General features: G+C 66.7%; 18 protein-coding genes and 1 tRNA gene. 9 read left to right on the top strand and 10 right to left on the bottom strand.

Translation table 11 applies throughout. From position 1 onward, the window contains the following. Positions 1-36 precede the first annotated feature (36 nt). Positions 37-1,122, bottom strand: coding sequence for an efflux RND transporter periplasmic adaptor subunit (locus ASF34_RS14410; protein ID WP_056161812.1), 1,086 nt, complete (start codon positions 1,120-1,122; stop codon positions 37-39). Next, the gene (locus ASF34_RS14405) at positions 1,119-2,237 is read right to left on the bottom strand and encodes an efflux RND transporter periplasmic adaptor subunit (RefSeq protein ID WP_056161811.1); all 1,119 of its coding nucleotides are present in this window, start codon (positions 2,235-2,237) and stop codon (positions 1,119-1,121) included. The genes ASF34_RS14410 and ASF34_RS14405 overlap by 4 nt, the downstream gene beginning before the upstream one ends. Positions 2,238-2,338: 101 nt before the next feature. Here ASF34_RS14405 and ASF34_RS14400 point away from each other — a divergent pair, with 101 nt between their 5' ends. Beyond that, positions 2,339-2,932, top strand: a complete 594-nt coding sequence (locus ASF34_RS14400) for a TetR/AcrR family transcriptional regulator (protein ID WP_018044970.1) — start codon at positions 2,339-2,341, stop codon at positions 2,930-2,932. A 110-nt stretch (positions 2,933-3,042) separates the two neighbouring features. Here the strand turns inward: ASF34_RS14400 and ASF34_RS22810 are convergent, their stop codons facing one another. Together ASF34_RS22810 and ASF34_RS14395 are read right to left on the bottom strand one after the other, a co-directional pair. Then, the gene (locus ASF34_RS22810) at positions 3,043-3,324 is read right to left on the bottom strand and encodes a hypothetical protein (RefSeq protein WP_156465722.1); all 282 of its coding nucleotides are present in this window, start codon (positions 3,322-3,324) and stop codon (positions 3,043-3,045) included. Between the two features lie 135 nt (positions 3,325-3,459). Then, a complete protein-coding gene (locus ASF34_RS14395; RefSeq protein WP_200913286.1) occupies positions 3,460-4,359 on the bottom strand; it encodes a histone deacetylase family protein in 900 nt (299 codons plus the stop codon). A 162-nt stretch (positions 4,360-4,521) separates the two neighbouring features. Here ASF34_RS14395 and ASF34_RS14390 point away from each other — a divergent pair, with 162 nt between their 5' ends. The 3 genes from ASF34_RS14390 to ASF34_RS14380 all read left to right on the top strand — a co-directional run bounded on the left by ASF34_RS14390 (position 4,522) and on the right by ASF34_RS14380 (position 8,129). Beyond that, positions 4,522-5,682, top strand: a complete 1,161-nt coding sequence (locus tag ASF34_RS14390) for a ceramide glucosyltransferase (protein WP_018044972.1) — start codon at positions 4,522-4,524, stop codon at positions 5,680-5,682. Positions 5,683-5,778: 96 nt separating this feature from the next. Further along, positions 5,779-7,155, top strand: a complete 1,377-nt coding sequence (gene eat / locus ASF34_RS14385; RefSeq protein ID WP_056161809.1) for an ethanolamine permease — start codon at positions 5,779-5,781, stop codon at positions 7,153-7,155. A gap of 275 nt (positions 7,156-7,430) precedes the next feature. Next, positions 7,431-8,129 (top strand): glutamine amidotransferase-related protein, encoded by a 699-nt coding sequence (locus ASF34_RS14380; RefSeq protein ID WP_056161807.1) that lies wholly within the window; start codon positions 7,431-7,433, stop codon positions 8,127-8,129. Positions 8,130-8,172: 43 nt separating this feature from the next. Here ASF34_RS14380 and ASF34_RS14375 read toward each other — a convergent pair. After that, a tRNA-Leu gene (locus tag ASF34_RS14375) sits at positions 8,173-8,259 on the bottom strand. A gap of 143 nt (positions 8,260-8,402) precedes the next feature. Here ASF34_RS14375 and ASF34_RS14370 point away from each other — a divergent pair. Both ASF34_RS14370 and ASF34_RS14365 read left to right on the top strand, forming a co-directional pair. Next, positions 8,403-8,984, top strand: coding sequence for a YqaA family protein (locus ASF34_RS14370; protein WP_018044975.1), 582 nt, complete (start codon positions 8,403-8,405; stop codon positions 8,982-8,984). After that, positions 8,981-9,472 (top strand): disulfide bond formation protein B, encoded by a 492-nt coding sequence (locus tag ASF34_RS14365; RefSeq protein ID WP_056161804.1) that lies wholly within the window; start codon positions 8,981-8,983, stop codon positions 9,470-9,472. The genes ASF34_RS14370 and ASF34_RS14365 overlap by 4 nt, the downstream gene beginning before the upstream one ends. A gap of 18 nt (positions 9,473-9,490) precedes the next feature. On the opposite strand, the gene ASF34_RS14360 is transcribed toward ASF34_RS14365, so the two are convergent. The 4 genes from ASF34_RS14360 to cpdR form a co-directional block, all read right to left on the bottom strand. Then, a complete protein-coding gene (locus ASF34_RS14360) occupies positions 9,491-9,976 on the bottom strand; it encodes a DUF1178 family protein (RefSeq protein ID WP_056161802.1) in 486 nt (161 codons plus the stop codon). Between the two features lie 25 nt (positions 9,977-10,001). After that, on the bottom strand, positions 10,002-10,877 hold the full coding sequence (locus tag ASF34_RS14355; RefSeq protein ID WP_056161800.1) for a carbon-nitrogen hydrolase family protein: 876 nt from the start codon (positions 10,875-10,877) through the stop codon (positions 10,002-10,004). Then, positions 10,874-11,146 carry a glutaredoxin 3 gene (gene grxC / locus ASF34_RS14350; RefSeq protein ID WP_056140619.1) on the bottom strand — a complete coding sequence of 91 codons (273 nt, stop codon included), beginning with the start codon at positions 11,144-11,146 and terminating at the stop codon, positions 10,874-10,876. Before grxC ends, ASF34_RS14355 begins: the two co-directional genes overlap by 4 nt. Before the next feature lie 118 nt (positions 11,147-11,264). After that, positions 11,265-11,621, bottom strand: coding sequence for a cell cycle two-component system response regulator CpdR (cpdR, locus tag ASF34_RS14345; RefSeq protein WP_003603128.1), 357 nt, complete (start codon positions 11,619-11,621; stop codon positions 11,265-11,267). 208 nt (positions 11,622-11,829) lie between these two features. Between cpdR and ASF34_RS14340 the strand changes: the two genes are divergently transcribed. Beyond that, complete coding sequence (locus tag ASF34_RS14340) at positions 11,830-12,738, top strand: N-formylglutamate amidohydrolase (protein ID WP_056140616.1); 909 nt, start codon at positions 11,830-11,832, stop codon at positions 12,736-12,738. 308 nt (positions 12,739-13,046) lie between these two features. On the opposite strand, the gene galU is transcribed toward ASF34_RS14340, so the two are convergent. Next, positions 13,047-13,913: a UTP--glucose-1-phosphate uridylyltransferase GalU gene (gene galU, locus ASF34_RS14335; RefSeq protein ID WP_026176136.1), complete on the bottom strand. Its 867-nt coding sequence runs from the start codon at positions 13,911-13,913 to the stop codon at positions 13,047-13,049. 188 nt (positions 13,914-14,101) lie between these two features. Between galU and galE the strand changes: the two genes are divergently transcribed. Then, entirely contained in the window at positions 14,102-15,094 is a 993-nt protein-coding gene (gene galE, locus ASF34_RS14330; protein WP_056161798.1) for a UDP-glucose 4-epimerase GalE, read from the top strand. Beyond that, positions 15,091-16,320 (top strand): lytic murein transglycosylase, encoded by a 1,230-nt coding sequence (locus ASF34_RS14325; protein ID WP_056161796.1) that lies wholly within the window; start codon positions 15,091-15,093, stop codon positions 16,318-16,320. The genes galE and ASF34_RS14325 overlap by 4 nt, the downstream gene beginning before the upstream one ends. Positions 16,321-16,483 lie beyond the last annotated feature (163 nt).

Raw genomic sequence — 16,483 nt, 5'->3', positions numbered from 1 at the left:
GGTCGGCGCGGCTCTAAACCTGGCGCGGGGCGGCAGCTATTGCGGCTTGTCGGACAGGCGGACGCGCTGGCCTTCGCCGAGACTGCGTGCGCCCGCGAGGACGACACGGTCCCCCGGTTTCAGTCCCTCGGTGACGGACACGCGCTGGTCGTTTCGTTCCGCCAGGGTGACGTCGCGGCGGGACACGGAATCCCCGGCCTCGTTCACGATCCAGACCGCGCTTCGACCATCGGCCTCGAACACCGCCGTCGCCGGCAGCTGGAACCGCGCTTTCATGTGGCGCGAGAGCCCGACCGTGATGGTGGAGCCGAGGCGGAACGCCTCCGGCGGGTTGAGCAGCGTCATCCGAATGCGCCGGGTGCGGGTCTTCTGGTCGGCGAAGGGCGAGATCTCGCGGACTTTGCCCGTCGCCGTCACGTCGGGGGCGCTCTGGAGCGCCACGGTGAAGACCGCGTCCTTCGGCATGGCGCCCACGAGATCCTCGGGGATGTCGACCACCGCCTCGCGCTCCTCGGGCCGGGCCAGGGTCGCCACCGCCTGCCCGGCCGAGAGGACCTGCCCCACCTCCGCGCTGCGGACGGTGACGACGCCGTCGAAATCCGCATGCAGCTCGGTATAGCCCATCTGGTCACGGGCCTTCTGCAGGTTGGCCTGGGCCTGGGCGAGACGGGCTTGGGCGGTGTCGCGGCTCGCAACGGCGCTGTCGAGCCGTGCCTGGCTGACATTGCCGTTGGCGATCAACCGCCGCTGCCGCAGCTCCGTGGCGTTGGCATTCTCCGCCTGCGCCGTGGCATCGGCGAGCTCCGCCTCGGCGCGGGTGAGAGCGAAGCGGGTGACGATGGGGTCGAGGGCGGCGATGCGCTGGCCCTTCTTGACGACGTCCCCCATCGTCACGTCGCGGGCGATCATACGGCCCGCGATCTGGAACCCGATCTCCGATTGATATCGGGGGGCCACGAACCCGGCGAAGGGCCCGAACACGATGGTGTCGACGGGCTTGGCCTCCGTATAGAGCACGGGCCGCACCGGCGGCGGTCCGGCCTCTTCCTCCGCGCCATGGCAGGCGCCGAGGCCGGACAGGGCCACCCCGATCAGGGCGAGGCGGATGCCGGAGCGGATCATCGGGCGATCTCCTCGGCGACGGCGACGGTCTGGCCCGGCCGGAGGAACTGGATGCCGGCGACGACCACCTCCTCGCCCGGCTCGACACCGCCGGACAGGGCGATGGTGTTGGGCGAATACCGGTCGATGGTCACGTTGCGCGGGGCGACCTTGCCGCTGGCCGGATCGCGCACCCACACGGCGGGGCCGTTCTCCCAGCGGTAGAGCGAGGACCAGGGCAGGACGATGGCCGTCTGCGGCCTGAACTTGCCGGTGCCGATGACGATGGCCCCGAGGGACATGGCGGCGGGCGTGTCCTTCAAGCCGACCTTGACCCGCACGGTGCCGGAGGCGGCGTCCACGCTCGGCGAGATTTCCCGCACCGTGCCGACGGTCCGCACCTTCGGGTCCGCCTGGAGGGTGATCTCCACCTGCTTGCTCTCGGGCGGGGTCGCCAGCACCGCCTCGAACACGTTGAACACCGCGTCGCGCGGCCCGTCCTCGGCCATGGTGAGAACGGTCTGTCCGGCCTGGACCACCTGGCCCACCTCGAAGCTGCGGCTGAGCACGATGCCGTCCACGCCCGCCTTCAGGTCGGTATAGGAGAACTGCTCCTGCGCCGTGCCCAGGGCCGCCTTGGCGGATTCCACCGAGGCCTGGGTCGTGCGGAGCTGCTGCTCGGCGTCGTCATAGCTCGGCCGCGTGGTGTATCCGCTGGAGAGCAGCATCTCCTGGCGCTTGAAATTGACCTTGGCCTGGGTCAGCAGCGCCTCGGCGGAGGTCAGCGCGGCCTGCGCGTTGTTGAGGTTGGCCCGCTGCTCCTGCGGATCGAGCTTGGCCAGAACTTGGTCGGCGGTGACGTGATCGCCCACTTCCACCAGACGCACGGCGATTTTGCCGTTGTTGCGGAAGGCCACGTTCACCTGCGACTGGGCCTGGATGTCGCCGGTGAAGACGAGATCGGCCGCGATGGTGCTGCGCTCGGCCTTCGCCGTGCGGACGGTGGCGAGGTTCTTTTTCGAGGAAGTCGGGCCGGGTTGGGCAGTTTCGTCCTTCGCCTGCGCCGGGAAGCAGGCCAGGGCGGCGAAGCCGAGGCAGGCCACCGTCCGGGCGCCTCGGTACCGTCGAATGGACATGGTCGGACCAGACACTGTGACCCCATCCCGCAAAAGCTCTATCGAAGCGCCTGTCTATCGGTTATCTTACCGACCGTCCAGACGGTTTTTAGGGTGTGAACATGGCGAAGCCGCGCACACGGCGGGAGGATCGGCCGAGCGTCATCCTCGATGCGGCCGAAAGCCTGATCCGTCGCGCGGGCACGCGCACCCTGACCATCGACGCGGTGGCGGCCGAGGCGGGCCTGAGCAAGGGCGGGGTCCTCCACCATTTCTCCTCGAAGGAAGCGCTCATCACGGCCATGGCCGAGCGCAAGCTGAAGGAGGTCAAGGAGGGCATTGCCAAGCTCGAAGCGGAGCAGGTGCCGGGCCCCTCGGCCCTCCCCCTCGCGCTGATCGCCCATGCGAGGCAGGTCTATGCGGAGGAAGAGGGGTTCCCGCGGGCCTTCCTCCTGGCCTCGGCGGAGAATCCCGAGGCCTTCGCCGGATTCAACGCCTTCCTCAGCGAGCGGCTCGCCGCCCTGGAAAAGATCGAGACCTGTCCGGGAATCGGTGCGGCATTGGTTTTCTCGACGCTGGGGCTGCTGATCTCCCGGACGCTGGGCTTCCATTCCATGGAGGGCGCGCAGTTGGAGCGGCTCTTCGACGGTCTCGAAAAGGTGGCACGCTGCGTGACCGAAGGCGAGATCCCGCCGGAAGCGTGCGGGACGCCTTGATCCGCGAGGGCATACCCATTCAGACACCAGCTTTTATGCACCTCGCACATAATAGTGCGAAGTAGTGCGAAGAAACGTCGCGCAGCGCGCTACGGAATATAAATACCTTTCTATTCGCATTTCCAAAGATATGTGCCGCCCTTTTCAGCCATGGTGGCTGAGCATGACTTCATAATTTCATGACCCATATACCTTGCCTTCATAAATCCCGTCAGTTTGTTGCTGCTTTCTTTTATCAATGTGACATCAGATACGGTTAAGCCGGCATTTTTCTCAAATTCTTCTTTAATATTTTTCTTTGCAGCAACAATATCTGCATCGCTAAATCCTTGATTGCAGCCGCCAAGCGCAAGGGACGCAATTAATACAACCGAGCAATAGATGATGCGCATGTTCATTCGCCGATGCTTAATCCATACCGATCGCGCGTATGGATACCCCCGGCAGCATGGCAGAGGGCAAATGCTCAAGATAGGCAGACTCGCCAAGGGCGGCCGCCTTATCGACAACCGATTGCAACCGGGGGTTCACGCGAGGGCGGCCATGGCCTGGAAGACGAGGGCGTGGCGGGCGGCCAGGGCGTCGATATCGGTGGCATAGCCGCCGCCGATCACCGCCACGAGGGGAATGCGGCGCCGGCGCGCTTCTCCCACGACGAAGCGATCCCGTGCGGCGAGGCCCGCATCGGTGAGGGCCAAGCGACCGAGCCTGTCGTCCACGTGCGGATCGACCCCGGCATTGTAGAACACGATGTCCGGCGAGAGCCCGTCGAGGAGGCCCGGCAGATACGCGCCGAGGACGGCGGCGTAGGCCGCGTCGTCGACGCCGTCGACGAGGCCCACATCGAGGTCGCCGGGGATCTTGCGTGTCGGATAGTTCTTCTCGGCGTGGATCGAGAAGGTGAACAGGTCCGGCGAGCCGGCGAGGCAATCGGCGGTGCCGTCGCCCTGATGCACGTCGCAATCGACCACCAGCGCCCGGCGGATCGTGCCCTCGTCCTGGAGCGCCAGGGCGGCGACCGCGACGTCGTTGAACACGCAGAAGCCTGCGCCGGTCTCCCGCCGCGCATGGTGGCTGCCGCCGGCGGCGCTGCCGGCGAGGCCATGGACCAGCGCGAGCCGCGCCGCCGCGAGGGTGCCGCCGGCGGAGGCACAGGAGCGGGCGACGACGCTCTCATCCACCGGAAGGCCGATCTCGCGCTCGATCTCCCGCGATACCGAACAGGACAGGACCGCATCGACGTAATTCGAGCGGTGCGCGCGCTTCAGGAGGGCCGCATCGGCGGGCTCCGGCCTGACGAAACCGGAAGGCGCGAGGCCGAGCTCCGCCAGCGTTTCGGCAAGGCGACCGTATTTCCGCATCGGGAACCGGTGCCCGTCCGGCAGGACGGCCTGATAGGCGGGGTGGACGACGATGGGTGGAATCATGTCGCGTCGGCGATCTGCCACGTCTCGGTCACACCGGCCTCTTCCCTGCGACGAGGAGCCGATCGACTCCGCATTGCTGTCATACGACTGAAACAGCCTGCCTGTTACGGCCTCGGGCAGGGGCTGGTTCCGTCAGGCGGCGGATGCCCGGAGGAGCACGGCATGATCGGCAGCATCGAGACCGGCGCGATCGTCGCGCTCTCGCTCTGTGCCGCGCTGACCCTGGTCAATTGTCTTAGCATCGCCATCGCCGCATGGCGCATCGGCCGCAACCGCGGCACGCCGAGCTTTCCCAGCGCCGCGCCGATCTCCCTCGTGCGCCCGGTCTGCGGTCTCGAAGCGTTCAGCGAGGAGATGCTGGAGCGCGGCTTCCATCTCGCCCACCCGGATTACGAGCTGATCTTCTGCGTCGCCGATGGCCGCGATCCCATCGTCCCGCTCCTGCACCGCCTGATGGCGGCCCATCCGGCGGTGCCGGCGCGGCTCATCGTCGGCGACGAGCGGATCAGCGACAATCCCAAGCTCAACAATTGCGTGCGGGGCTGGGAGGCGGCCCGCCACGACTGGGTGGTGCTCGCCGATTCCAACGTCCTGATGCCGCCGGACTACCTGCAGCGGCTGCAAGCCTCGTGGCGACCCGATACCGGCCTCGTCTGCTCCACGCCCATCGGCGCAAGGCCGCACGGCTTCTTCGCCGAACTGGAATGCGCCTTCCTCAATACGCTCCAGGCGCGTTGGCAATATACCGGCGAGAGCCTCGGCCTCGGCTTCGCTCAGGGCAAGAGCATGCTCTGGCACAAGCCGTTCCTCGACGGGCGGGGCGGCATCCGGGCGCTCGCCGCCGAGATCGCCGAGGATGCGGCGGCGACCAAGCTCGTGCGCGCGGCGGGCAAGCGGGTGCATCTCGTGGCCGCGCCCTTCGACCAGCCCCTCGGATTTCGGACGTTCCGCGAGGTCTGGTCGCGGCAGGTGCGCTGGGCGCGCCTGCGCCGGGTGACATTCCCGCATTTCTTCGCGCCCGAGATCGGCTCGGGCGCGGTGCTTCCCTTCGCCATCGCGGCTCTCGCGGTCCCGGACGCTCCGGTCCTGATCGGCGTCGTCGCCATGGCCATGCTCTGGTACGGGGCCGAATACGCGCTCGCCGCCCGCGCCGGGTGGCACCGCTCTCCCCGGCTCCTCCTTGCCTTCCTCCTGCGCGACGCGATCCTCCCCGTCATGTGGGCGAGCGCCTGGATGCAGAGCGCCATCGTCTGGCGCGGCAACGCCATGGACATCCGCCCCAAGGAGACGCCCCGCCTGCGCACCCGCGCCACGGCGGCGTGAGGCCGGATACGGGCTTCGCACGCCCTATTTCTCTTGCGGCAAAACTCTTGCTTGGCCATTCCCGACGGCAGCCTTCGCCGATGACGGGAACCCACCATGCAAAGCGAATCCACCGGCCTGCATAAGGGCCTGAACGCCTTCCATCTCTGGGGCATCGCCGTCGGCCTCGTGATCTCGGGCGAGTATTTCGGCTGGAGCTATGGCTGGGCCAGCGCCGGAACCCTCGGCTTCCTGGTGACGACGACCTTCATCGCCGCGATGTACGTCGCCTTCATCTTCAGCTTCACCGAGCTCACCACGGCCATCCCGCAGGCCGGCGGCCCCTTCGCCTATAGCCGGCGCGCCTTCGGACCCATCGGCGGCTGCATCGCCGGCTATGCGACGTTGATCGAATTCGTCTTCGCGCCCCCCGCCATAGCGCTGGCCATCGGCGCCTATCTCAACGTCCAGTTTCCGGGCCTCGACCCGAAACACGCGGCGCTCGGCGCCTACCTGATCTTCATGACCCTCAACATCGTCGGCGTGCAGATCGCCGCCACGTTCGAACTGTTCGTGACCATCCTGGCGGTGGCCGAATTGCTGGTCTTCATGGGCGTCGTCGCCCCGGCCTTCAGCTTCTCCAATTTCGCCGCCCATGGCTGGGCCGGTGAATCCACATTCAGCCTCGCCGCAATCGGCGGCATGTTCGCGGCCATTCCCTTCGCCATCTGGTTCTTCCTCGCCATCGAGGGCGTCGCCATGGCGGCGGAAGAGGCCAAGGACCCCAAGCGCACGATCCCCATCGCCTACATCACCGGCGTGCTGACGCTCACCGTCCTCGCCTTCGGCGTGATGATCTTCGCCGGCGGCTCGGGTGACTGGCGCACCCTGAGCAACCTCAACGACCCGCTGCCCCAGGCCATGAAGACGGTGGTGGGCGAGTCGAGCGGCTGGCTGCACATGCTGGTCTGGCTCGGCCTGTTCGGCCTCGTGGCGTCGTTCCACGGCATCATCATGGGCTATTCGCGCCAGATCTTCGCCCTCGGCCGCGCCGGCTACCTGCCCGGTTTCCTCGCCAAGGTGCACCCCCGCTTCCAGACCCCGCACGTGGCGACGGTGGCCGGCGGACTCGTCGGCATCGCCGCCATCTACAGCGACAACCTCATCGAGATCGCGGGCCAGTCCCTCACCGCGAGCATCGTCACCATGGCGGTGTTCGGCGCGCTGGTGATGTACGGGATGAGCATGGCGGCCCTGTTCAAGCTGCGCCGCAGCGAGCCCGACCTCGCCCGTCCCTACCGGGCGCCGTTCTTCCCCGTCGCCCCCGCCTTCGCTCTGGCCATGGCCGGCATCTGCTTCATCGCCCTGGTCGTCTTCAATCCGATGATCTTCGCGATCTTCCTGGCCGTGATGGTGGTCGCGGTCGCCGCCTCGCATTTCCTGGCAAGGCCGGTGGCGGCTGCTCCCGTCACCACGCTCGATCCGGTCATCTGAGGAGCTAATCGAGACGTTTTTCCAAGACTTTACCTCATCCTGAGGCGCCGCGTAGCGGCCTCGAAGGAGCCTTCCAGGGATCGCTTTGGTTTCTGGAGGGCTCCTTCGAGGCCCTTTGCTCCAGCAAAGGGCACCTCAGGATGAGGCGGTCTGCTTGGACGATCGCCTTTGGCGGATGATCGACGTCGACATGAGTATTCGCTCAGAAATCCAATCAAGTAGGATCTGAGGGCATAGGGCTCGCATCGATCCCCTCTCTTGGCCATAAGGCGGCGATGAAGATTGGAATCATTGAGGCGGGCGCACCGCCCGCTCGCCTGGCCGAATCCTACCCGTCCTACGGCCGCATGGTGGAGAGGCTCCTCGGCGACCCTGCCGAGGTGACGATCCTCCCGGTGGCGGAGGGGCGGTTTCCCACCTCTCCCGAGGCGTTCGATGCGTTCGTCGTGACGGGATCGGCGGCGGGCGTCTATGACGACCTGCCGTGGATCGCGCCGCTCAAGAGCTTCCTGCGCGAGGTCGACGGGCGTGCCAAGCTCGTCGGGCTCTGCTTCGGACACCAGATCCTGGCGGCGGCCTTCGGCGGCACGGTGGAGAAATCGGCCAAGGGCTGGGGCATCGGCCTCCACACCTATGACGTCTTCGAACGCGCGGAATGGATGGACGAGGCGCGCCGCGTCTCGGTCCCGGCGATCCATCAGGATCAGGTCGTCGTTCCTCCGGCGGATGCCCGCATCCTCGGCGGCAACGCCTTCACGCCCTACGGCATCCTGTCCTACCCCGAACGACGGGCGATCTCGTTCCAGGTCCATCCGGAATTCGAGACCGATTACGCCACGGATCTGATTGCCGGGCACCAGCCCACGCTGCCCCACGACGAGGCGTTTCAGGCAGCCGCCGTCGCCTCGTTGCGCGGCGAGAGCGATGCTGCTCGCGTCGGCGGCTGGATCCGCCGTTTCCTGCAATCGAGATAGGGGTTGCCCGCCTCTGGCTCACGGGCCGCGTCGCAGGGGCGATTGGTGCGGGCGGTCGGAATCGAACCGACACTCTGTCACCAGAACCGGATTTTGAGTCCGGCGCGTCTACCAGTTCCACCACGCCCGCAACATCCGCCTCATGGCACAGGATCGCCCGGACGGCCAGAGGGGTTTTGCGGGGAAACCTCGCCGCTACGGTTCCGGCTCGCCAGTCCGGCCGGGTTGTGCTCAAAGGGCCTCGCGCCTTCCCCTTTCGGATAGAAGCCCTTCATGATCCGCCGCCTCTACGAGTGGATACTCGCGCTCGCGGGCAAGCCGTCGGCTCCCTACGCACTCGGTGCGGTGGCGTTCGCGGAGAGCTCGTTCTTTCCGGTCCCGCCCGACGTGATGCTGGTGCCGATGGCGGTGAGCCGGCCCGACAAGGTCTGGTTCTACGCGACGATCACCACCCTGTCCTCGGTGGCCGGCGGGCTGCTCGGCTACGCCATCGGCGCCCTGCTCTACGATTCCATCGGGGTCTGGCTGTTCTCGCTTTATGGGCTGAACGAGAAGGCGGCGAGCTTCCAGGCCTCCTACGCCCAGTACGGGCATTGGGTGATCCTGCTGAAGGGGCTCACGCCGATCCCGTTCAAGCTGGTGACGATCACCTCGGGCTTCGCCCATTACGACCTGTTCTGGTTCGTCCTGCTCTCGCTCATCACCCGCGGGGCGCGCTTCTTCCTGCTCGCTGGGCTTCTGAAGCGCTACGGCGTATCCATTCGCGCCGTCCTCGACCGGCATCTGAACGTCGTCGCGGCCATTACGGTGGCCGTCGTCATCCTCGGCTTCGTCCTGTTCAAGGTGCTGCTGTGATCGATTACTCCACCCTTCTCCGTCTTCGCCGGGCTGCGCTGGCGGTCCTGATCGGCTCCGCACTGGCGATCGCGGGCGCCTTCTATTTTCAGTGGGTCCTCGGCTACGTGCCGTGCAAGCTCTGCCTGACGGAGCGCCTGCCCTATTACGCGGCGATCCCGCTGGCCCTCCTGGCCCTGTTCACGCCCGAGCGCCTGACCCGGCTGATCCTCGGGATCGCCGCCCTCGGGCTGCTCTACGGGGCCGGCCTCAGCGTCTATCACGCGGGCGCCGAATGGGCGTTCTGGGCCGGCCCGTCCGATTGCGGCGGCGGCAGCGGCGCCAATCCCAGCGATGTTGGCAACTTCCTCGATACCCTGAAGGCGACGCGGGTCGCCGATTGCTCCACCGCCGCCTGGCGCTTCCTCGGCATCTCGCTGGCCGGCTGGAATGCGGCGATCGCCTTCGCCTTGGCCTCCATCGCCGGAACCGCGGCCCTCAAACGGTGACGAGACGGGGCCGACCTCTCAGTTGAGGTCGCCGGGCAAAGCGGGGAGCGGCGCCACGTCGATCCCCTCCTCCACCAGCGCGCGCGCCTCGGCGGGGCTCGCTTCGCCGTAGATCGGCCGGGACTCGGCCTCGCCGTAATGCATGCGGCGGGCTTCCTCGGGGAAACGGGGGCCGACATTGTCGGCCGTCCGGGTCACGTGCTCGCGCATGGCACGCATCAGGGCACGCAACTGCCGCTCCGGCTCGGCCATCACCGGCACGTCCGCCGAAGGCACGGCAACGGACGCGCTCGCAGGAGGTTCGACAGTCGAGCGGCTTCGGTCAGGCGCCAATGCGACGGTCTTCGCCAGCGCCGGCGCCATCATGGCCTTCGCGACCTTGGTCGAGCCGCAGGCCAGACAGGCCACGAGACCGTCCGCCGCCTGAGCGTCGTAGGAATCGCTCGAGCGAAACCAGCCCTCGAAATCGTGTCCGTTCTCGCAGACGAGCGTGTAGCGGATCATGGGCGGGATCGGACCGGACGCATGCTCACCCGGCCCGCCCGATACGCTCGACCGTGAAGGGGCGCGCGTGTTTGAGGGCGGGGATCCGCCCTCTCGCCTCGGTGACGCGGGCGAGGTCGATCTCGGCCAGGATCACGCCGGGCTCGGCACCGCCGGCATCCGCCAGCACCTTGCCCCAGGGATCGACGATGATCGAATGGCCGTAGGTCTCGCGGGCGTCCTCGTGGCGACCGCCCTGGGCGGCCGAGATCATGAACGATCCGGTCTCGATGGCGCGGGCGCGGTGGAGCACATGCCAATGCGCCTCGCCCGTCTGCTTGGTGAAACAGGCCGGCGCGCTGAGAATCGTCGCCCCGGCTTCCGCCAGTGCCCGGTACAGGGCCGGGAAACGCAGGTCGTAGCAGATCGCGATTCCGAGGGGCGCCCAGGGCGTCTCGGCGACGACGGCACAGGCCCCGCCGGTATAGGTGTTGGATTCGCGCCAGCGCTCGCCGTTGGGAAGGTCCACGTCGTAGAGGTGGAGCTTGTCGTAGGACGCGGTGATCGCGCCTTCCGCATCGATGAGGAAGGCGCGGTTCGCGATCTTGTCGCCGTTCCGCACGGCCAGCGAGCCGATATGGACGACGATGCCGCGCTCGCGGGCCACATCGCGCAGGGCGGCGAGGGTCACGTCCTCGTCCTGCTCGCGCACGTTGGCGAACAGGCTGGCTTTGTCCCGCTCCACCAGGGAGGTCATTTCCGGTGTCTGGACGTAATGAGCCCCCTGGGACGCCGCCTCTCGCACCAGGGCGACGGCGGCATCGCGGTTGGCGAGTGGATCGCGCCCGGACCGCATCTGGACGCAGGCCGCGACGAAGCGGGGCTCCGTCTTGCTCTGTTCCGTCGATGACGCGTCGCTCATGATTGCACTGCCGGCGCGGACAGGAGCGGGTCAAGCTTTCCCGAGCGGTCGAGGGCATAGAGGTCGTCGCAACCACCCACATGCGTCTCGCCGATGAAGATCTGCGGCACGCTGGTCCGGCCGCCGGCACGCTGGGTCATGGCAAGGCGCGAGCCCGCGATCTTCTCGACGTCGATCTCGGTGAAGGAAGCGCCCTTCTCCCGCAGCAAGGTCTTGGCGGCGGTGCAATAAGGGCACCAGGCTGTCGTGTAGATGGTCACCGGAGGCATGGTTTGCTGACGTCCCGCTTCGCTCCCCTCAGCATATAGGGGAACGGCGGTCACCTTCCTACCGACAAGACACCGTCCTGTTACAAAGCCGTCGTCGGGCCGGGGATCACGTCCCGACTCAGGCGGCCAGCAGCTTCTCGACCTCATTGACGAGATCGCGCAGGTGGAAAGGCTTGGACAGGACCTTCGCGTCCTTCGGAGCCTTCGAATCGGGGTTGAGGGCCACCGCCGCGAAACCCGTGATGAACATCACCTTGATGTCCGGATCGAGTTCGGTGGCGCGGCGGGCCAGTTCGATCCCGTCCATTTCCGGCATCACGATATCGGTGAGGAGCAGCTCGAATGGCTCCTCCCGCAGGCGGTTATAGGCCGACAGGCCGTTATCGAACGACAGCACGTCATAGCCGGCATTCTGCAACGCCTTGGCCAGGAACCGGCGCATGTCGTTGTCGTCTTCGGCCAGGAGGATCTTCATCTGTCGGTGTCCCGCACCCGTGAGTCGCTGAGTTCATTTCATAAAGCGCAGACTTGGTAAACAAGGTGTTGAGATTGGTGGCCGGGCCACGTGCACAGGGGCACACCGTTCGTTTCACCACAGGTCGTGTCACAGTGGACACCACCCTCCGCGCACCGCAAAGTGCGGTCATGCGTTTCCCTGTCAGCCCCTGGGCGCCCACGCCGCGATGACCGAGCCAAGCCTCCGCCGGGATGCGGCGAATCCAGGAGATTTCGCGCCACCCTTCGCCATCGACGAGCCGAGGGAGCACACGCTTCCGTTCGTATTCAACACGCCTCATTCCGGTGCGGTCTACCCGAAGGCCTTCCTGGCCGCGTCGCGCCTCGACCCGTTGGCGCTCCGGCGCTCGGAGGACGCCTATGTCGACAGGCTGTTCGCGCCGGTGGTCGATCTCGGTGCGCCGCTGATGCGCGCGAACTTCCCGCGGGCCTATCTCGACGTGAATCGCGAGCCCTACGAACTCGACCCGCGCATGTTCGACGGGCGCCTTCCGCCCTTCGCCAACACGCGGTCCATGCGGGTGGCCGGCGGTCTCGGCACGGTGCCGAGGGTGGTCGCCGACGGTCAGGAAATCTACCGCGGCCGGTTTCCCGTCGAGGAGGCGGTCGCGCGGATCGAGGAACTCTACAAGCCGTATCACCGCACCCTGCGCGGTCTCGTTCAGCGCACGGCCCGCGTGTTCGGCCACGCCATCCTCATCGATTGCCACTCGATGCCGTCATCGAGCCTGCTGCGCGAGGAGGATTCGAAGGCCGATTTCGTTCTGGGCGACAGGTTCGGAACGAGCTGCACCCCGGCCCTGATCGCGGCGTTCGAATATCATTTGCACGCGCGCGGCTTCCGCACCCTGCGCAACAAGCCCTATGCGGGTGGCTTCATCACCGAGCATTACGGCGAGCCGAATATCGGCCGTCACGCGCTCCAGATCGAGATCAATCGCGGTCTCTACATGAACGAGGCCACCCTCGCGGTCACGCAGGGCTTCGCCGATCTGGTCTGGATGTTGCGCGAGGTGGTGAAGGTGGTCGCGGAGGAGATGGACAGCCTCACGCCGCGCAGAATGGCGGCCGAATAGGCCCGGGCCTTCTGCCCCCGTCCATCGAGGGTTCGAGCGCGCCTGAACGGCTGAACTGAGCCCGACCCCACCGAAAAATGGATCGCCCAAGAAAAAAGGCCGCTCCGAAGAGCGGCCCGAAGTCTAGGGAGGAAACGCCCAAGAAGGGCTGCGGGACCGCGACGCCATCGCGATCTCGCAATGCACAAAGTAAAGTGCGCCGCACAAAACGCAAGAGTGTTTCGCCGTCGAAAGGCTGCACACCGCGCATGCCCCGCCCGCGTCCGCTGCACCATACGGCGCAGCTTGCAGGTCTCCTCCGTTTTCCCTCACGATTCGCTGAGCAGACGGGCGATTTCGGCTTTCAGCGGCTCGGCCAGATCCTTGCGCTCGAGCGCGTAGGCGATGTTCGCGGTGAGGAAGCCGAGCTTGGAGCCGGTATCGTAGGTCCGGCCCTCGTAGCGCATGCCGAAGAAGGATTGCTTCTCGGCGAGTTTGATCATGGCGTCGGTGAGCTGGATCTCGCCGCCGGCACCCTTCTCGCCATGCTCCAGGATCGAGAAGATCTCCGGCTGGAGGATGTAACGCCCGGAAATGATGAAATTCGACGGGGCGGTGCCCTGTTTGGGCTTCTCGATCATGCCGTTGATCTCGAAGGTCTGTCCGTAGGTCTCGCCGACGCCGACGATGCCGTACTGGTGCGTCTCTTCGGGCTTCACCTCTTCCACCGCGATGACGTTGCCGCCATGGCGCTCGTAGGCCGAGAGCATCTGCTGCATGCAGCCCTTGCTCAGCATGTCGGGCAGCAGCACCGCGAAGGGCTCGTCGCCGACGATCTCGCGGGCGCACCAGACCGCGTGGCCAAGGCCGAGGGGGGCCTGCTGGCGGGTGAAGCTCGTCTGCCCGGCGGCCGGGAGATCACGCTTCAACTCCTCGTAGATCGCTTCCTTGCCGCGCTCCTGCAGCATGCGGTCGAGTTCGAAGGCGATGTCGAAATGGTCCTCGATCACGGCCTTGCCGCGGCCGGTGACGAAGATAAAATGCTCGATTCCGGCCTCGCGCGCCTCGTCCACCACATGCTGGACGACCGGCCGGTCGACCACGGTGAGCATTTCCTTCGGGACGGCCTTGGTGGCGGGCAGGAAGCGGGTACCCAACCCTGCGACAGGCAGGACGGCTTTACGAATCGGTTTCATCAAGCGGGACCCGGTCTCTTAAAATGCGGTGGGAACAACCCGGAGGCGGAGGACGATAGCACGTTGTCGCGATCTCGCGAGCAAGAACAAACCCATTTCCACGCCCGACTCAGCCTAACGCGCCGCATGATCACACGGAGGGTTTAAGGTATATCTTCCGCGAAGTCGGCGGGAATGGAAGTGGGGCCATGGCGATTCTGGTGACGGGCGGCGCGGGATATATTGGCAGCCACATGGTTTTGGCGCTGCTGGACGCCGGCCATGAGGACGTCGTCGTCATCGATGATCTGTCCACCGGTTTCGACTGGGTGCTCCCCCCCGAAGTGACCCTCGTGGTGGGTGACGTGGCGGATCAGGCCCTGGTGAAGCGGGTCATCGCCGAGCACGGAATCGACGTGCTGGCGCATTTCGCCGCCAAGATCGTGGTGCCGGAATCGGTGGCGGACCCGCTCGGCTACTATCTCGCGAACACGGTCAAAACCCGGGCGCTCATCGAGGCCGCCGTCGCGGGTGGGGTGAAGCACGTCATCTTCTCCTCCACCGCCGCCGTCTACGGCGAGCCCGAGACTGTCCCGGTACCGGAGGACCTCGTCGCCGCGCCGATCAACCCCTACGGCCGCTCGAAACTGATGAGCGAGTGGATGATCGCCGACGCGGCCAAGGCCCACGGCTTCAGCTACGTCATCCTGCGCTATTTCAACGTCGCCGGGGCCGATCCGCGCGGGCGCAGCGGCCAATCCGCAAGCGACGCCACCCACCTCATCAAGGTGGCCACTCAGGCGGCACTCGGCCGGCGCACTCATCTCGACGTATTCGGCACGGATTACCCCACCCCCGACGGCTCGTGCCTGCGCGACTACATCCAGGTGTCCGACCTCGCCGATGCCCATTGCGTGGCGATCGCGCATCTGCGCTCGGGCGGCGAGAGCAAGACGCTCAATTGCGGCTACGGGCGCGGCTATTCGGTCCTCCAGGTGATCGAGGTGGTGAAGCGCATGTCGGGCCGCGACTTCGAGGTAAGGCTGGCGCCGCGCAGGCCCGGCGACCCGGCGCAGATCGTGGCGAAGGCCGACCGGATCCGCGGCGAATTGGGATGGCGCCCGCGCCATGACGACCTCGATGGGATCGTGGCCCAGGCCCTCGCATGGGAAGAGTCGCTGGCCCGGCGCAACCGCCTATGACAACGCTCCTTCGCGCCGCCCTCGCCCTCTGCGTCCTGTTGGCGACAGAGGCCGGAGCACGGGATGCCGTCCGCGCACCGGCGACGGCCGCCAAACCGGACACGGGGGCCAACGCGTCGTTCCGTAGCTTCATCGATGCCCTGCGGCCCGATGCGGAGGCACGTGGGGTCAGCGCGGCGACCTTCGATGCGGCCTTTCGTGGAGTCTCCTCCCCCGACCCCGGCATTCTCGCCAAAACCACCGCTCAAGGGGAGTTCGGACGCCCCGTCTGGGACTATCTCGTCGGTGCGGTGTCGACCGGGCGGATCGCCAAGGGGCGATCCCAGGCGGCGCGTCTCTCCGGCACCCTGTCGGTGATCGAAGCGCGCACGGGCGTGCCCCGCTGGATCATCCTCGCATTCTGGGGGGTCGAGTCGGATTTCGGGGCGAGCGGCGGGACCGTCCCGACCATCCGCGCCCTGGCGACCCTGGCCCAGGCGCGCTTTCGCGGGGCGCTGTTTCGCAACGAACTCCTCGACGCCCTGACCATCCTTCAGCGCGGCGACATCGCGCCGGAGGCGATGAAGGGATCCTGGGCCGGCGCCATGGGCCAGACCCAGTTCCTTCCGTCGACCTTCCTCAAACATGCGGTGGATTTCGACGGAGATGGCCACCGCGACATCTGGCGCTCCGAGGCCGATGCCCTCGCCTCCATCGCCGGTTATCTTCAAACGCTCGGCTGGAACCGCGACCTGTCTTGGGGCTACGCCGTGACGCTTCCCGGCGGTTTCGACCTGACGAAGTATCGCGCGGACCTGTCGGATTTCACCAGACGCGGCGTTCGCAGGATCGATGGCGAGGCCCTGCCGGCATCGGGAGCGGCGAGCCTGTTCCTGCCCGGCGGTTCGGGCGGCCCGGTCTTCCTGATCACCGACAATTTCGAGGTCATCCGGGGCTACAACACCTCGGATTCCTACGCGCTCGCCGTCGGGCACCTCGCCGACCGTCTTGCCGGCGGGCCGGCCTTGGCGGCCCCCTGGCCGACAGGCGCGGCTCGCCTCGACAAAGCGGGCCTGCAGGCACTGCAGAAGGGCCTCGCTGCCCGCAACCTCTATACCGGCGACGCCGACGGCCGCGCCGGACCGAAGCTGCGCGAAGCGGTCCGCCAGTATCAGATCAAGGAAAGTCTCGTGGCCGACGGCTATGCCACGCCCGCTCTCCTCGAACACATCACGGCGTGCCCGTGACTCCTGTCATACGAAGCGTCTTTCTATTCAAGGGGGATACCGGCGACGGGGGACCTGACGAGGTGGCTCGAATTGAGTTTGCCTCGACGATCCAATACCTTACCTCATCCTGAGGCGCCGCGAAGCGGCCTCGAAGGAGCCCTCCAGGGATCGCATCGGTCTC

The organism is Methylobacterium sp. Leaf106 (genome assembly GCF_001422895.1).
Taxonomy (GTDB): Bacteria; Pseudomonadota; Alphaproteobacteria; order Rhizobiales; family Beijerinckiaceae; genus Methylobacterium; species Methylobacterium bullatum.
Note: the sequence above shows the minus strand (reverse complement) of the source record. Positions and strands in the feature narration are given on the sequence as shown.

What these genes read in the sequence shown, in the direction of transcription:
- ASF34_RS14410 (WP_056161812.1), bottom strand. Translation starts at nt 1,122, where the DNA reads ATGATCCGCTCCGGCATCCGCCTCGCCCTGATCGGGGTGGCCCTGTCC.
- ASF34_RS14405 (WP_056161811.1), bottom strand. Translation starts at nt 2,237, where the DNA reads ATGTCCATTCGACGGTACCGAGGCGCCCGGACGGTGGCCTGCCTCGGC.
- ASF34_RS14400 (WP_018044970.1), top strand. Translation starts at nt 2,339, where the DNA reads ATGGCGAAGCCGCGCACACGGCGGGAGGATCGGCCGAGCGTCATCCTC.
- ASF34_RS22810 (WP_156465722.1), bottom strand. Translation starts at nt 3,324, where the DNA reads ATGCGCATCATCTATTGCTCGGTTGTATTAATTGCGTCCCTTGCGCTT.
- ASF34_RS14395 (WP_200913286.1), bottom strand. Translation starts at nt 4,359, where the DNA reads ATGATTCCACCCATCGTCGTCCACCCCGCCTATCAGGCCGTCCTGCCG.
- ASF34_RS14390 (WP_018044972.1), top strand. Translation starts at nt 4,522, where the DNA reads ATGATCGGCAGCATCGAGACCGGCGCGATCGTCGCGCTCTCGCTCTGT.
- eat (WP_056161809.1), top strand. Translation starts at nt 5,779, where the DNA reads ATGCAAAGCGAATCCACCGGCCTGCATAAGGGCCTGAACGCCTTCCAT.
- ASF34_RS14380 (WP_056161807.1), top strand. Translation starts at nt 7,431, where the DNA reads ATGAAGATTGGAATCATTGAGGCGGGCGCACCGCCCGCTCGCCTGGCC.
- ASF34_RS14370 (WP_018044975.1), top strand. Translation starts at nt 8,403, where the DNA reads ATGATCCGCCGCCTCTACGAGTGGATACTCGCGCTCGCGGGCAAGCCG.
- ASF34_RS14360 (WP_056161802.1), bottom strand. Translation starts at nt 9,976, where the DNA reads ATGATCCGCTACACGCTCGTCTGCGAGAACGGACACGATTTCGAGGGC.
- ASF34_RS14355 (WP_056161800.1), bottom strand. Translation starts at nt 10,877, where the DNA reads ATGAGCGACGCGTCATCGACGGAACAGAGCAAGACGGAGCCCCGCTTC.
- grxC (WP_056140619.1), bottom strand. Translation starts at nt 11,146, where the DNA reads ATGCCTCCGGTGACCATCTACACGACAGCCTGGTGCCCTTATTGCACC.
- cpdR (WP_003603128.1), bottom strand. Translation starts at nt 11,621, where the DNA reads ATGAAGATCCTCCTGGCCGAAGACGACAACGACATGCGCCGGTTCCTG.
- ASF34_RS14340 (WP_056140616.1), top strand. Translation starts at nt 11,830, where the DNA reads ATGACCGAGCCAAGCCTCCGCCGGGATGCGGCGAATCCAGGAGATTTC.
- galU (WP_026176136.1), bottom strand. Translation starts at nt 13,913, where the DNA reads ATGAAACCGATTCGTAAAGCCGTCCTGCCTGTCGCAGGGTTGGGTACC.
- galE (WP_056161798.1), top strand. Translation starts at nt 14,102, where the DNA reads ATGGCGATTCTGGTGACGGGCGGCGCGGGATATATTGGCAGCCACATG.
- ASF34_RS14325 (WP_056161796.1), top strand. Translation starts at nt 15,091, where the DNA reads ATGACAACGCTCCTTCGCGCCGCCCTCGCCCTCTGCGTCCTGTTGGCG.